The sequence below is a fragment of the Avibacterium endocarditidis genome, from assembly GCF_002921145.1.
GTDB classification, from domain to species: Bacteria; Pseudomonadota; Gammaproteobacteria; order Enterobacterales; family Pasteurellaceae; genus Avibacterium; species Avibacterium endocarditidis.
The window spans coordinates 21,724-35,333 of record NZ_PQVI01000018.1 but is presented as its reverse complement, the minus strand read 5'-3'; the positions used below and the strand labels follow the sequence as shown (position 1 = coordinate 35,333).

The following is a 13,610-nucleotide window of genomic DNA, read 5'->3' as shown; positions in this document are numbered from 1 at the left end:
CAAAACCTTGTGGATTTTGCCACAAGGTTTTTTATAACGGATTATTCTAAATTTATTTTTATACGAAACCAGTGTATCTTATTATTTACACTTATGGTTTCATAATAGAAGAAGATGGAAAAATCTCGCGAAAATTCCACCGCACTTTATTCCATCACCAACCCCTCCGCCACTACTTCCGCTTGTTTCAACACAAACTCAATGGCGTCTGTTGCCAAATCAGGTGGGTATTTGTATTTCAGCAAAGCACGGCGGATTAGCACGCGCATTTTGGCTCGCACCGCTTCTTTGTGTTGCCAGTCGATGGTAACGGATTGACGCAGTTGGGCGGTGATTTCTTTGGCAAGGGCGGTGAGGGTAGCATCTTCCATTTTTTCCACCGCACTTTGATTTTGGATTAAGGCATCGTAAAACGCCAGTTCGGTGCTGTTTAGCCCCAAGGTTTCTCCACGCGAGAGGTGTTGCTCGAAGTCTTTCGCCATTGCCACCAATTCTTTGATGATTTCCATCACGCTTAAATTGTGGTTGTGGTATTGGTTCATCGCTTCTTTGAGCCGTTGCTCAAAGGTTTTTTGCGTGCCGAGATTGTTCTGTGCTTTGTTTTTTAATGGACGATTTCAAGGTAGCCTTCAATGGCTGCCAGCCATAAATCGGGCGTGTCGCTAGCTTCCACTCTGCCCATAAATTCTTCGGAAAGCAGGGAAAGATCGGGGCGTTCTTCTTCCATTAAGTCGAACAAATCCACCACGCCGTCTGAACGCACCGCTTGGTTGAGCAGGGTAACCAGTTTTAATTGTCGCTCTTTGGGTGAGTTGGGGCGGTGCTGTTGCTCAGGCTTCACAATGGTGGCACGCACGGCATCATAAAAGGCGATTTGCTGGCGGTAGGGCTGGATTTCTTCCATTGAGCCACACAGGGAAAAGCCTTTTTTCGCCAGTCGCACCGCTTGCAAAAAGGCATTTTTGCGTGGGGTTTTCTCCCCTTGTGCGGATTTTTGCGGATAAAGTGCGGTGTGATTTTCTGCTGTTTTTTGTCGATCTAAGGCTAAAATATGGTTCGCCGCGTGGCAGATGGCATTGAGTAATTTTTCAGGCTCGCTAATGTGTAATGCCGCTGTTAAATCAAAGGGTTTTCCGTCCACAGGGCTGGCGAATTGCCCGCGAATGATGTCGAGATATTCCAACATTTTTTGGAAAACTTGATGAATATCGGTGGTAACGCTGTCTTTACCGCCTGCGTTGGTGTATTGCTGGGTGGCTTTTTTCAGTTCCTCTGCCAAGCCGATATAATCCACGATCAAGCCGCCATTTTCACGGCTTTTGTTGCGAAAAACGCGGTTCACCCGTGCAATGGCTTGCATCAGGTTATGCCCTTGCATTGGCTTGTCGATATACATTGTATGGCAACAAGGGGCATCAAAGCCCGTGAGCCACATATCTCGCACAATCACCAGTTTGAGCGGATCATCGGGGTCTTTAAAACGTTTTTCTAACTGCTTTTTCTCGGTGAACGGGTAAACGTGGGCTTGCATTTCTTCGGGGTCGCTGGCGTTGCCCGTCATCATCACTTTCACCACGCCTTGATTAATATCATCGCTATGCCAATCGGGGCGTAATTTAATGATTTCATTATATAATTTCACGCAAATACGGCGACTCATCACCACCGCCATCGCCTTGCCGTCTGAAAGTTGATTGCGTGCTTCAAAATGTTGCACCAAGTCTTGGGCGAGGTGGGCGAGGCGTTGTTCTGTTCCTATTAATTGTTCCAGCAAGCGGAAAGAATAGCTCTCTTCGTCTTCCTCTAAAATTTCTTGGGCTTCTTGCACGGCGTGATGAAACTGCTGGCTTTCTTGCAAGGGAATTTGACGTGCTTCGTAAATAATCGGCACGGTTGCGCCGTCTTCCACCGCGTCTTGAATATCGTAAATGGAAATATAACGCCCGAACACCTCTTGCGTGTCCTTGTCTTCAAGGCTCAATGGCGTACCCGTAAAGCCGATAAAACTGGCGTGGGGCAGGGCGGCACGCAGGTATTTGGCATAGCCATCACGATATTGCCCTTGCTGGTTGATTTTTTGCGAAAAGCCATATTGTGAGCGGTGGGCTTCATCGCTGATCACAATAATATTGCGGCGGTCGTTAAGGATAGGGTGTTGCTCCTCGCCCTCACGCAAGCCGAATTTTTGAATGGTGGTGAAAATAATGCCGCCGCTCTCCCGTTTCGCCAGCTCCGCACGCAATTCTTCCCGACCGTTGGCTTGAATCGGCGTTTGGCGGATGATGTCTTGATCTTGACTAAATGTGGCGAACAGCTGACCGTCTAAATCATTGCGATCGGTAACCACCACAATGGTGGGGTTTTGCAATTCAGGCTGGCTGATAAGTTTTCCTGCATAAAACAGCATCGACAGCGATTTGCCCGAACCTTGCGTATGCCAAATCACGCCGATTTTGCGACTATCGCCCAAATAGGCGGCGATAGTGGATTCCACCGCTGCATTCACGCCGTAAAACTGATGATAAGCGGCGATTTTTTTCACCGTTTGACCACGGCTATCGCTTTCAAACACCACAAAATCACGCAGATAATCGAGCAACACCGCAGGCGAAAACAGCCCTTGCAACAGCCCTGTTTGCTCATTTTCAAAAGGAATGCGTTGGCTCTGCTGGCTTTCGTCCACCACTTTCCAAGGCAAAAAGCGTTGAAAATCCGCCGTGAGCGAGCCAAGCCGAGCGGTTGTGCCGTCTGAAATCACCATTAATTGATTGAATACAAATAAATCGCTGATTTCCCGTTTATAGGTTTGCAACTGCTCAAAGGCTTTATCAATGCCAGCATTCACCTTAACAGGATTTTTCAGCTCAAAAATCGCCATCGGTAACCCATTGATAAAACACAAAATATCAGGAATGCGTTTGCCTTTTGTGCCTTGAATTTCCAATTGATTAATGGCATAAAAACTGTTTTGCTCAGGCTGCCTGAAATCCACCAACAACGCCACATCGTGCTTTTCCTGCCCGTTTTCCTGATAACGCACCGCCACCCCTTGCTTGAGCTGACGATAAAACCGCTGATTACGCTCCGCCAGCGGAGCAATATCACTTTTGCACACCTCCGCCGCCACCTCTTCCAACACCGCAGACGGCAAATGGGGATTAATCCGCACTAAGGCTTCCAACAGCAACGGCTTTAACACCACCGCCTGCGTCGTCTCCCGCCAAGGATAAGCCAACCCAGCCAACACCTCCTTGCCATAGGCATACCGCCAGCCCAGCGATTGCAACTGCTCCAGTGCTAAATTTTCAATGGTGGATTCGTTGATGTGCATAGGTGATCCTCTCTGTTTCTGTTACTGCGTAGGGGAGAACCTGTGTGTTCGCCCGTTTTATCAGGTGATATTTTTATTCGCCTTTTTTAGTTGTTGTCGTTTTATCTAATATCCTAGAAAGTAATTCTTCCATTGGAATTTTTTCAGCGGTGGATTTATCTAGTAATAAAGCTGGATTAATCCCCAAACTTTCTACAGCGATTTGTGATACTTTTTCTTTAATTATTTGACCATTGTTAATAACTCCATCTTTATTGTTGTAACTAATCATTACATTTTTATCTAAAAATTCTAGATAATTAAGATAACTTTTTGATACCACTTCTTTATGGCGATAGGTCTGTTCCAGCTTTCTATCATCTCTAATACTACGATTTAAAAATACCAGTGCATAGAACGCAGTAAAAGCAATAAATATTCGGATAAAAATATAAGGTATCCAATTATTCCCTTGAGAAGATGGTAGATGTATCAAAGAACAAATAGCAAATGCAATTAGAAGTATAATAATGATAAAAAAAGCCCAAGTATTATTAGAAATTCTATTGTTAATAGTATCTGCTTGTTTTTGATACTCACTAAATAAGTATGTTTCAGTTGTTTTTCCTAGTAATTCGGCAACTCTTTCATTATAGGATTTTTGAGCTTCTTCAATTGCTTTTTCTCCCATTTCATAAATTTTTTTGTAAGATTCAATATATGAATCTATATTTTCAATTGTATTAAATTTTCTTTTATATCCTGAAGTAATTTTTTGAATTTTTCCATATCACGAATAACTCTCTGCTCTTCATATAATGAAGATATGGCTTGACCTGAGTTTTCAATTATTTCTTGTACTTCTTTTAAGAGATAGTATATCTCTTTAGTTTTATCGTTTTTTAATAAATTAAAAATTGTTTGATTAAAGAGAGTATTTAGATCTTCTATAATATTTTTAACGTCATCTGGAATATCAAAAGATTGGTAACTTGTAATATTTTTGATAGATAAATTTAGTTTTTTCCAGATTGGTATGCAGGGATCTTGGCTCATAGTTCAATTTCTCCATTAAGTAATTTTGGTAATAACAGATCTCTGGTTTTAGCTAATCTTTCATTATTTTCTAAATTTAAAGCAATTTTAGAAAAACTGTCTTTTACTAGATTTCCAAAAATTTCTGTTAATTCTTTAGGTGGTACAACAATTTGCTTGATTAGAAAGTCAGGGAAATGCCCTTTATATTCAACAAATGTCTGTTTCCCTAATGTTGCTAGATATAGCCAATAAATATTAATACTTTGACCTTTAAATGCAAAGACATTTTGGATCGCACTGAAATCAAAATGTATTAAACGCATATAGCAAGTGTGATTAGCAAAGACAATCACGGGATCTTGAATGCTTGCTTTTACGCCAGCTATATCATTGTGATAACCAATAATGCCCGATTTGCCTTGATCTAAAACAGGAATAAGCCCATCTGAAAAAGTATTTTTTACTGTATTTTTTACCTACGGGGATTTTTTTATTACTTGCTCAATTTTCTTCACCTCCCACCCCTTCGGCACTAATCCCATTTCGCTTTCCACAAACTCGCTGGGGAAGGCTTGGGCGGTTTGTTGCAGTTGGTGATAGGCTTCGGGCGTGGTGTGTTGAAGTGCGGTGATTTCTGCAAGGGTTTTTCCGCTCAGGCTTGCCATTGTGGCAAGTTCGGCTTGCTCTAGGCTTGCTCCTGAGGCTAAGGCGTTGGCTTTGGTGTGTACGGAGGCGAAGTCGATAAACCAATGCTTGAAAATCGCCTGTGCGATTTGCTCTAAGGTTTGGTTGGTTTGGGTGTTGAGTTCTATTTTTTTCTAAACTATCTAAAATATTAATAGTCGAGATAAGATGATTTTTTATCTATTGGAGTTAGTATTGGTAATTTTCTTAATTCTCCTAAAGATAAGTATTGTTGGGTTGTTCCTTTTAATCTTTCGCGAATTATATTTTTAGCAAAGTTAGATTTTAAATAGAAATATAGCCACTTAGCTTTGTATTTTTCTTTATTTTTTAAGATACCTACATTTTTTACTACAAAGTTAGGTTCTTCTTCTATCAGGCAAACCTCTCCGACTGTTCCTATCATTGAAATAAGAATATCAAATTTATCAACTTTGCTTCGCCGATTTATTTCCTGTGCATCATTCTCAGATATGTAATAAGCTTTAGATAAATCTAATTTACTATTAATGATATTTTTAGATGTAACAAGTAAGATACCATCTTCTGATTTTTTAGGAGAATTATGAGTTCCATCAGTTATTAAATCACAAAAATTTGATGCTTCTATAAATCTATTCATTGCTATTACTCTCCAAAAATCCCCAAACTCTTTCTAATCTCTTCTTCCAATACTCGCCCTTGTGCAAACTGTTCATTTAAAAGTGCGGTCAGTTTTTGCATTTTTTTCGGCGAAAGGTACACCGTCGTCTTGTTGTTCTGCTGTGCCGACATAACGCCCTGGTGTGAGGACAAAGTTGTTTTGGCGGATTTCTTCAAGGTTCGCGGTGTAGCAGTAGCCTGCTTGGTTTTGGTAGCCCTGATCCTTTTGCCAAGTGTGGTAGGTGTTGGCGAGGTGGGCGATGTCTTCGGCGGTGAAGTCGCGTAACGTGCGGTCTTTCATATAGCCGATTTCGCGGGCATCAATGAACAACACTTCGCCTTTGCGGGCTTTGGCTTTGTTCAGCAACCAAATGCAGGCGGGGATTTGGGTGTTGGTGAACAGTTGCCCCGGTAAGGCGACCATTGCTTCGACAAGGTCGGCTTCGATGAGTTTTTGGCGGATTTCGCTCTCGCCGCTGGTTTGGCTGCTCATTGAGCCGTTGGCGAGCAGCAATGCCATTCGTCCTTGTGGGCTGAGGTGGTAGAGCATATGTTGTAGCCACGCGAAGTTGGCGTTGCCTTGTGGTGGTGTGCCGTATTGCCAGCGTGGGTCGTTTTGCAGGGCTTTCGCTCCACCAGTCGCTCATATTGAAAGGCGGGTTTGCCATCACAAAATCCATTTTTTTGTCGAGGTGTTGTGGGTTGCGGAAGCTGTCGGCGTTGCCTTTGCCGAAGTCAAATTCGATGCCGCGAATCGCCATATTCATTGCGGCGAGTTTCCAGGTGGTGGGGTTGAATTCTTGCCCGTAAATGGAGACGTTGTTGATGTTGCCTTGATGGGCGGCGATGAATTTTTCCGTTTGCACAAAGAAGCCGCCTGAACCCATTGCAGGGTCGTAAATTCGCCCTTGATAGGGTTCGAGCATTTCGACAATGAGGCTAACGATGGATTTTGGGGTGAAATATTGCCCGCCTTTTTTGCCTTCGGCGAGGGCAAATTGTCCGAGAAAGTATTCGTAAACGTGGCCTAAGATGTCTTTCGCTGCCATTGAGATGGGCTGCCCGTTGAGGGTAGGCCGGCTGAAATTTGTATCCGAAAAGAGATTGACTAAGCCGATGAGGGTTTGTTCTTCCACATCAAAGCCTGAGATGCGTTGAATGATGCCTTTGAGTTTGGGGTTTTCTTTTTCGATGGCGGTGAATGCGTCATCAATCAGGCTGGCAACGCTGCGGAATGTGCCGCCCCAAGGCAAGGCTGTGCCTTTGTTGAGTATGGCGGTGTTTTTAATGTTTTCCCAACGGGCTTGCTCTGGCACCCAGAAGATATTTTCAGCGGTGTAGTTATCTTGCAGTTCCATTTCGCTGTGTAGCAAGGCTTGGTAGTCTTCGGGGGAATAGCCGTTGGGGTCAAGATAAAGGGGATTTTCGGGATCTTGCAACTGGGCTTGGAGCTTTTCACGAAAGGCGGTGAAGCTGTCGGAGATGTATTTTAAGAAGATAAAACCGAGAACGATGTGTTTGTAGTTGGCAGCGTCGAGCTGGTTTCTGAGCTTATCCGCCGCTGCCCATAAACGGGCATCTAAATCATTTAAAAACGCTTGCTGTTGCGAGGCTGGCACTACAATCCTGCTGGCTGGCTGGCTGGCTGGCTGGCTGGCTGGCTGGCTGGCTGGCTGGCTGGCTGGCTGGCTGGCTGGCTGGCTGGCTGGGGCGATCTTATTGTCCATAGAAAATCCTTGTTTTGCTGATAAATGTAGAGGGAAAATTATAGCACTTCAAAAGGGAATGGAAAGGGGAAGTGCGGTAGTTTGTTTGGGGATTTTTTGGGATAAGGGGAGAGGTTTTTATTATTGTATGATATTAACGTTAGGCAATCATAAACATCTACAACGGCATTTTTGGGCTATTTGAAAATGCCGTGAGCAGGAGTAGGTTTCGTTTTTTATGGTATAGCTTTTACCAGTTTTGGTTAATTGCGTTGGCGATTTCTTGATCTTTATAGATACTCTGAACCGTTTCGTTTAATGCCTGTCCTAGCACTTTTTGAATATTGGCATTATTGGCACGCAGTGCGCCCTCTTGGCTACGTGTTGAGCCGATATTTTTGTTGAATTGCCCTTTCGCACCCTGTACTTGAACGTTGATTTGTACATTCGCGGTGATTTTGTAGCGTAAATTGCCTTGTTCTACATCGGCATAGAATTTGTTGATATTCACAATCACATTGGTGTTAGATTGAGCTGGCGTTGCAGCAATGCGAAATCCTTTGCCATTTAGATCTTGTTTGATCACTTGATCGAAAATCTGAGCTGGTTTTGGTTCGGCAAAGAGTTTAAAGATTTTTTCGTTATACACATAGCTGGAAACCTCAGGTTGCTGGCGCACATCACGCGTGAGGATATTGAGTATCGCGTGTTGATTTGCCGCATTGAATTGCACGCTTGGGCTAGGTGGCGTAAAAGTGATCGTGTTACTTGGCTGAGATTGGCAGGCGGATAATAATACGGCACTTGAAAATAAGGTGATAAGAGAGAGTTTGGCAAAACGCATAGTCATTTCCTCGCTAACAAAAAAGATACGGCTATTCTTGCAAACTTCAGTATGAATGTATAGTCTTTGCAAAAGCAAATTTTTATTGTGTTAGTTTATAAAAGAAGGAAAGGATAATGGGTGTTCAACAAGTTTTAGAACAAAAAAATTTCGCAAAAATTTGCACCGCACACTTTTTGCATATTGAAAATGAAAGCCATATGCACAGTTCAGGGCGTGGTGCAGATTCTCATTTTAAAGTGGTGCTAGTGAGTGATGCGTTTAATGGGGTGAGAAAGGTTGCGCGCCATCAAATGCTGTATCAATTATTGGCGGAAGAATTGAAAAATGGCATTCACGCATTGGCGTTACATACTTATACCTTAGATGAATGGCAAGCATTGGAACAGCAATTTCCCAAATCACCAAATTGTTTAGGGATTGGACAATAATTTATACCTAATAAAAGGTAGTGCAATTTCATAATCTTTAGTAAAAATTGATTTTCCACAAAAACAGCGGTCTTTTTTCCTAAAATATTGGAAAAACCGCCCTTCAAAGTAGCACGAAAGTTATTAATTAGTTAAAATAACGAGCTGACTTGTATCAAAATTTTAACGTATATCGCTTATTGCGTTTAGTAAGCGGTATAAAATCTAAACAGAATTTGAGTTTTAAATTTATGTGGTTGGAGTGGACATTGTTGCGATGTTTTTGCATTCATCGTTGATAATTAAGCAAAAATCATTACTCAAGACGAGGTTATCGCATTGAGTTTTCTCTTGCGATAGCTATATTTTTAATCTAACGAAAGTAGTGCATACAATATGATTACGATTAAAAAAGGCTTGGATCTTCCTATCGCTGGGAAGCCAGAACAAGTAATCCATAACGGCAATGCCGTTACTGAAGTTGCCTTGCTTGGCGAAGAGTATGTGGGAATGCGTCCTTCAATGAAGGTGCGTGAAGGTGATGTAGTGAAAAAAGGTCAGGTGCTTTTTGAAGATAAAAAGAACCCAGGCGTATTATTCACTGCCCCTGCAAGTGGTACTGTAACTGCGATTAATCGCGGTGCTAAGCGTGTGTTGCAATCAGTAGTGATTCAAATCGAAGGTGATGATCAGGTTACCTTTAACAAATATTCCGCCGATGAGCTTAAAAGTTTAACTTCCGAGCAAGTTCGTCAAAACCTACAAGCGTCAGGGCTTTGGACAGCACTTCGTACTCGTCCATTCAGTAAAGTGCCTGCTGTTGATGCTGTGCCATCTTCAATTTTTGTTAATGCAATGGATACCAATCCATTAGCGGCTGATCCTGAAGTGGTGTTAAAAGCCCATTGGGAAGATTTCACCAATGGTTTAACCGTATTAAGCCGTTTACACGAAGGCAAATTGCATTTATGTAAAGCGGGCGATAGCAATATCCCAACGGTGGATTTACCAAATTTAGCCGTACACGATTTTGGCGGCCCACACCCAGCGGGCTTAAGCGGTACGCATATTCACTTTATCGATCCGGTGAGTGCAACGAAAACGGTTTGGTATTTGAATTATCAAGATGTGATCGCATTTGGTCGCTTATTTACCACGGGTGAACTTTATAATGGCCGTGTGATCTCATTGGCTGGCCCACAGGTGAAAAATCCGCGTTTAATTCGCACTCAGCTTGGCGCTAACTTAGCCCAATTAACTAAAGGCGAATTAAAAGAAGGTGAAAACCGTATTATCTCAGGTTCCGTGTTAAGCGGTCATAAAGCGGAAGGTGCGGTAGATTATTTAGGACGTTATGCGTTACAGGTTTCTGTGATTGCAGAAGGTCGTGAGAAAGAGTTCCTAGGTTGGATTATGCCAGGGGCGAACAAATACTCTATCACCCGTACTGTATTAGGTCATTTCGGACACAAATTATTCAATTTTACCACCGCACTTAATGGTGGACACCGTGCAATGGTGCCAATCGGTGCTTATGAGCGTGTGATGCCATTAGATATTATCCCGACATTATTATTGCGTGATTTAAGTGCAGGCGATACGGACAGCGCTCAAGCATTAGGTTGTTTAGAGTTAGACGAAGAAGATTTAGCACTTTGTACGTTCGTTTGCCCAGGTAAAAATGATTACGGTCCAATGCTGCGTGCAGCCTTAGATAAGATCGAGAAGGAAGGTTAAAAATGGGTTTAAAACATCTTTTAGAGAAAATGGAACCTGCTTTTTTACCGGGTGGTAAATATGAGAAGTGGTATGCCCTTTATGAAGCAACGGCAACTTTCTTATACACGTCAGGTACGGTAACGGCGAAAGCTTCTCACGTCCGTGATGCGTTAGATTCTAAACGTATGATGGTATTAGTGTGGTTGGCATTATTCCCAGCAATGTTCTACGGTATGTTTAATGTGGGTGAGCAATCTATTCTTGCATTAAAAGTGGGCGATTTTGCACAGAACTTGGCACAAAATGTGGCGAATGACTGGCATTTTGCTTTAGCCAATGCATTAGGGTTAGTTTCACAAGATGCAGGCGTGCTAGCAAAAATGGCATTAGGTGCGATTTTCTTCCTGCCAATTTATTTAACCGTATTCCTTGTGGGCGGTTTCTGGGAAGTGTTATTTGCCACAGTGCGTAAACACGAAATCAACGAAGGTTTCTTCGTAACCTCTATTTTATTAGCCCTTATCGTTCCGCCAACATTGCCATTATGGCAAGCGGCGTTAGCGACAACGTTTGGGGTTGTTGTGGCCAAAGAAGTGTTTGGTGGTGTAGGTAAAAACTTTATGAACCCAGCATTAGCAGGGCGTGCGTTTTTATTCTTTGCTTATCCAGCACAAATCTCAGGGGATTCTGTATGGATCGCGGCTGATGGTTTCTCTGGCGCAACCGCACTTTCACAATGGGCAACAGGCGGTCAAGGTGCATTAAAACAAGTAACCACAGGTCAGCCAATTCAATGGATGGACGCATTCTTAGGGAATATCCCTGGTTCAATCGGTGAAGTTTCTACCCTTGCATTATTAATTGGTGCGGCGGTGATTGTGTTCGCACGTATTGCTTCTTGGCGTATTATCGCTGGTGTGATGATCGGTATGATTGCCACTTCTACCCTATTCAATGTGATTGGTTCAGACACCAACCCATTATTCTCAATGCCTTGGCATTGGCACTTAGTATTGGGTGGTTTTGCTTTAGGTATGTTATTTATGGCAACTGACCCAGTATCAGCCTCATTTACAAACAAAGGTAAATGGTGGTACGGTGCATTAATTGGTGCAATGGCGGTGATTATTCGTGTGGTTAATCCAGCTTATCCAGAAGGAATGATGTTAGCCATCTTATTAGCTAACTTATTTGCCCCAATTTTTGACTATCTGGTTGTTCAAGCAAATATCAAACGTCGGAGAGCGCGCAATGGCTAAGTTTAATAAAGATAGTGTTGGCGGAACAATCCTTGTTGTTGTTTTAGTCAGCTTAGTTTGCTCAATTATCGTAGCAAGTGCGGCAGTAGGTTTGAAACCGACGCAAAATGAGCAAAAATTATTAGATAAACAGAAAAACATTCTCAGTGTGGCAGGATTATTACCCGCTAAAGCAAAAGGTGCGGAAATTAAAGCCCTTTATGCAGAAAACATTGAGCCGAAAATTGTGGATCTTGCAACGGGTGATTATGTAAGCGACATCAAAAACTTTGATGCGCGTGTTGCGGTAAAAGATCCTGCAGAAAGCGTAGCAATTAAACCTGAAGAAGATAAAGCTGGCATTAAAGTGCGGGCGAAATATGCTGAGGTTTATTTAGTGAAAGATGCGCAAGGCAAAACTTCACAAATCGTGTTACCAATTTATGGTACAGGATTGTGGTCTGTGATGTATGGCTTTGTGTCTGTTGCGCCAGATGCAAATACCATTAAAGGGATTACTTACTATGAACAAGGTGAAACCGCAGGTTTAGGGGGCGAAATCGCCAATCCAAACTGGCAGAAATACTTTGTGGGTAAAAAACTCTTTAATGCTCAAGATCAAGTAGCGATTAAAATTGGCAAAGGTGCTTCAGCAGATAAAGAACACGGTATCGATGGTTTATCTGGTGCAACTTTAACCACAAAAGGGGTACAAGGTTCTTTTGATTACTGGTTTGGTCGCGATGGTTTTGGCCCGTATTTAGACAAACTTAGAGCGGAGGCTAACTAATGGCTAATGCAAATATGAAAAAATTATTGTTATCTCCAATCGTGAACAACAACCCAATTGCATTGCAAATTTTGGGGATCTGTTCAGCACTTGCGGTAACAACAAAATTAGAAACTGCGGTGGTAATGGCAATCGCAGTAAGTTTAGTAACGGCATTTTCAAGTTTCTTTATTTCTTGTATCCGTAACTATATTCCAAATAGTATCCGTATTATCGTGCAAATGGCGATCATTGCATCATTAGTAACCCTTGTGGACCAAGTGTTGCAAGCCTATGCTTATGAGTTATCTAAACAGCTTTCGGTATTCGTTGGCTTAATCATTACCAACTGTATCGTAATGGGGCGCGCAGAAGCATTTGCAATGAAAGAGCCACCATTGGCAAGTTTTGTTGATGGTTTAGGTAACGGTATCGGTTATGGTGTGATCCTAATCATTGTCGCATTTTTACGTGAATTAATTGGTTCGGGTAAAGTATTTGGCATTACCGTGTTACAAACTATCCAAGACGGTGGTTGGTATCAAGCAAATGGTTTAGCCTTACTTGCACCAAGTGCGTTCTTTATCATCGGCTTCTTAATTTGGGGCTTAAGAACTTGGAAACCAGAGCAAGTGGAGAAATAAGATGGAACACTATTTAAGTCTATTTGTTAAGTCCATTTTTATTGAAAATATGGCACTTTCTTTCTTCCTTGGTATGTGTACATTCCTTGCGGTTTCAAAGAAAGTTTCAACAGCCTTTGGTTTAGGGATCGCGGTAATCGTGGTATTAGGTATCGCCGTGCCAGCAAACCAAATTGTTTATACTCACATCTTAAAAGATGGTGCGTTAGTAGAAGGCGTAGATTTAAGTTTCTTACGCTTTATCACCTTCATCGGTGTGATTGCGGCATTAGTACAAATCCTAGAAATGGTTTTGGACAAATTTTTCCCCGCACTTTATAACGCATTAGGGATCTTCTTACCGTTAATCACCGTAAACTGTGCGATTTTCGGTGGGGTATCTTTTATGGTGCAACGTGAATACAACCTTGCTGAATCGGTAGTTTATGGTATCGGTGCAGGAACAGGTTGGATGCTTGCTATCGTGGCACTTGCCGGTTTAACTGAAAAAATGAAATATGCTGATATTCCAGCAGGCTTGCGTGGTTTAGGGATTACCTTTATCACCGTAGGTCTAATGGCGCTTGGCTTTATGTCATTTTCAGGTATTCAGTTATAAGAAGGGGA

The 13,610-nt window shown here is 42.4% G+C and carries 12 protein-coding genes and 2 pseudogenes; 6 read left to right on the top strand and 8 right to left on the bottom strand.

Annotation, left to right across the window (positions count from 1 at the left end; genetic code table 11):
• Positions 1-146 precede the first annotated feature (146 nt).
• The 8 genes and pseudogenes from C3Z13_RS02230 to C3Z13_RS02200 form a co-directional block, all read right to left on the bottom strand.
• A pseudogene (locus C3Z13_RS02230) lies at positions 147-3,331 on the bottom strand (type I restriction endonuclease subunit R).
• A gap of 73 nt (positions 3,332-3,404) precedes the next feature.
• On the bottom strand, positions 3,405-4,001 hold the full coding sequence (locus C3Z13_RS02225) for a hypothetical protein (RefSeq protein WP_103854866.1): 597 nt from the start codon (positions 3,999-4,001) through the stop codon (positions 3,405-3,407).
• A gap of 35 nt (positions 4,002-4,036) precedes the next feature.
• Positions 4,037-4,366, bottom strand: a complete 330-nt coding sequence (locus tag C3Z13_RS02220; RefSeq protein ID WP_103854865.1) for a hypothetical protein — start codon at positions 4,364-4,366, stop codon at positions 4,037-4,039.
• Positions 4,363-4,701, bottom strand: a complete 339-nt coding sequence (locus C3Z13_RS12810; RefSeq protein WP_342750333.1) for a restriction endonuclease subunit S domain-containing protein — start codon at positions 4,699-4,701, stop codon at positions 4,363-4,365. Before C3Z13_RS12810 ends, C3Z13_RS02220 begins: the two co-directional genes overlap by 4 nt.
• Before the next feature lie 123 nt (positions 4,702-4,824).
• Positions 4,825-5,013: a hypothetical protein gene (locus C3Z13_RS12805; protein WP_342750332.1), complete on the bottom strand. Its 189-nt coding sequence runs from the start codon at positions 5,011-5,013 to the stop codon at positions 4,825-4,827.
• A gap of 170 nt (positions 5,014-5,183) precedes the next feature.
• Positions 5,184-5,654, bottom strand: a complete 471-nt coding sequence (locus C3Z13_RS12800) for a restriction endonuclease subunit S (protein ID WP_342750331.1) — start codon at positions 5,652-5,654, stop codon at positions 5,184-5,186.
• 5 nt (positions 5,655-5,659) lie between these two features.
• Positions 5,660-7,401: pseudogene (locus C3Z13_RS02210) on the bottom strand (N-6 DNA methylase).
• A 229-nt stretch (positions 7,402-7,630) separates the two neighbouring features.
• Positions 7,631-8,230 (bottom strand): YajG family lipoprotein, encoded by a 600-nt coding sequence (locus tag C3Z13_RS02200; RefSeq protein ID WP_415777715.1) that lies wholly within the window; start codon positions 8,228-8,230, stop codon positions 7,631-7,633.
• Between the two features lie 110 nt (positions 8,231-8,340).
• Between C3Z13_RS02200 and C3Z13_RS02195 the strand changes: the two genes are divergently transcribed.
• The 6 genes from C3Z13_RS02195 to nqrE all read left to right on the top strand — a co-directional run bounded on the left by C3Z13_RS02195 (position 8,341) and on the right by nqrE (position 13,602).
• Positions 8,341-8,655, top strand: coding sequence for a BolA family protein (locus C3Z13_RS02195; RefSeq protein WP_103854862.1), 315 nt, complete (start codon positions 8,341-8,343; stop codon positions 8,653-8,655).
• 375 nt (positions 8,656-9,030) lie between these two features.
• Positions 9,031-10,371, top strand: coding sequence for a Na(+)-translocating NADH-quinone reductase subunit A (locus tag C3Z13_RS02190; protein ID WP_103854861.1), 1,341 nt, complete (start codon positions 9,031-9,033; stop codon positions 10,369-10,371).
• Positions 10,372-10,373: 2 nt separating this feature from the next.
• Positions 10,374-11,612: an NADH:ubiquinone reductase (Na(+)-transporting) subunit B gene (locus tag C3Z13_RS02185; RefSeq protein WP_103854860.1), complete on the top strand. Its 1,239-nt coding sequence runs from the start codon at positions 10,374-10,376 to the stop codon at positions 11,610-11,612.
• A complete protein-coding gene (locus C3Z13_RS02180) occupies positions 11,605-12,381 on the top strand; it encodes a Na(+)-translocating NADH-quinone reductase subunit C (RefSeq protein WP_103854398.1) in 777 nt (258 codons plus the stop codon). Before C3Z13_RS02185 ends, C3Z13_RS02180 begins: the two co-directional genes overlap by 8 nt.
• A complete protein-coding gene (locus C3Z13_RS02175; protein WP_103854399.1) occupies positions 12,381-13,004 on the top strand; it encodes an NADH:ubiquinone reductase (Na(+)-transporting) subunit D in 624 nt (207 codons plus the stop codon). Before C3Z13_RS02180 ends, C3Z13_RS02175 begins: the two co-directional genes overlap by 1 nt.
• Position 13,005: 1 nt before the next feature.
• The gene (gene nqrE / locus C3Z13_RS02170; protein WP_013745915.1) at positions 13,006-13,602 is read left to right on the top strand and encodes an NADH:ubiquinone reductase (Na(+)-transporting) subunit E; all 597 of its coding nucleotides are present in this window, start codon (positions 13,006-13,008) and stop codon (positions 13,600-13,602) included.
• The last annotated feature ends 8 nt before the right edge of the window (positions 13,603-13,610 follow it).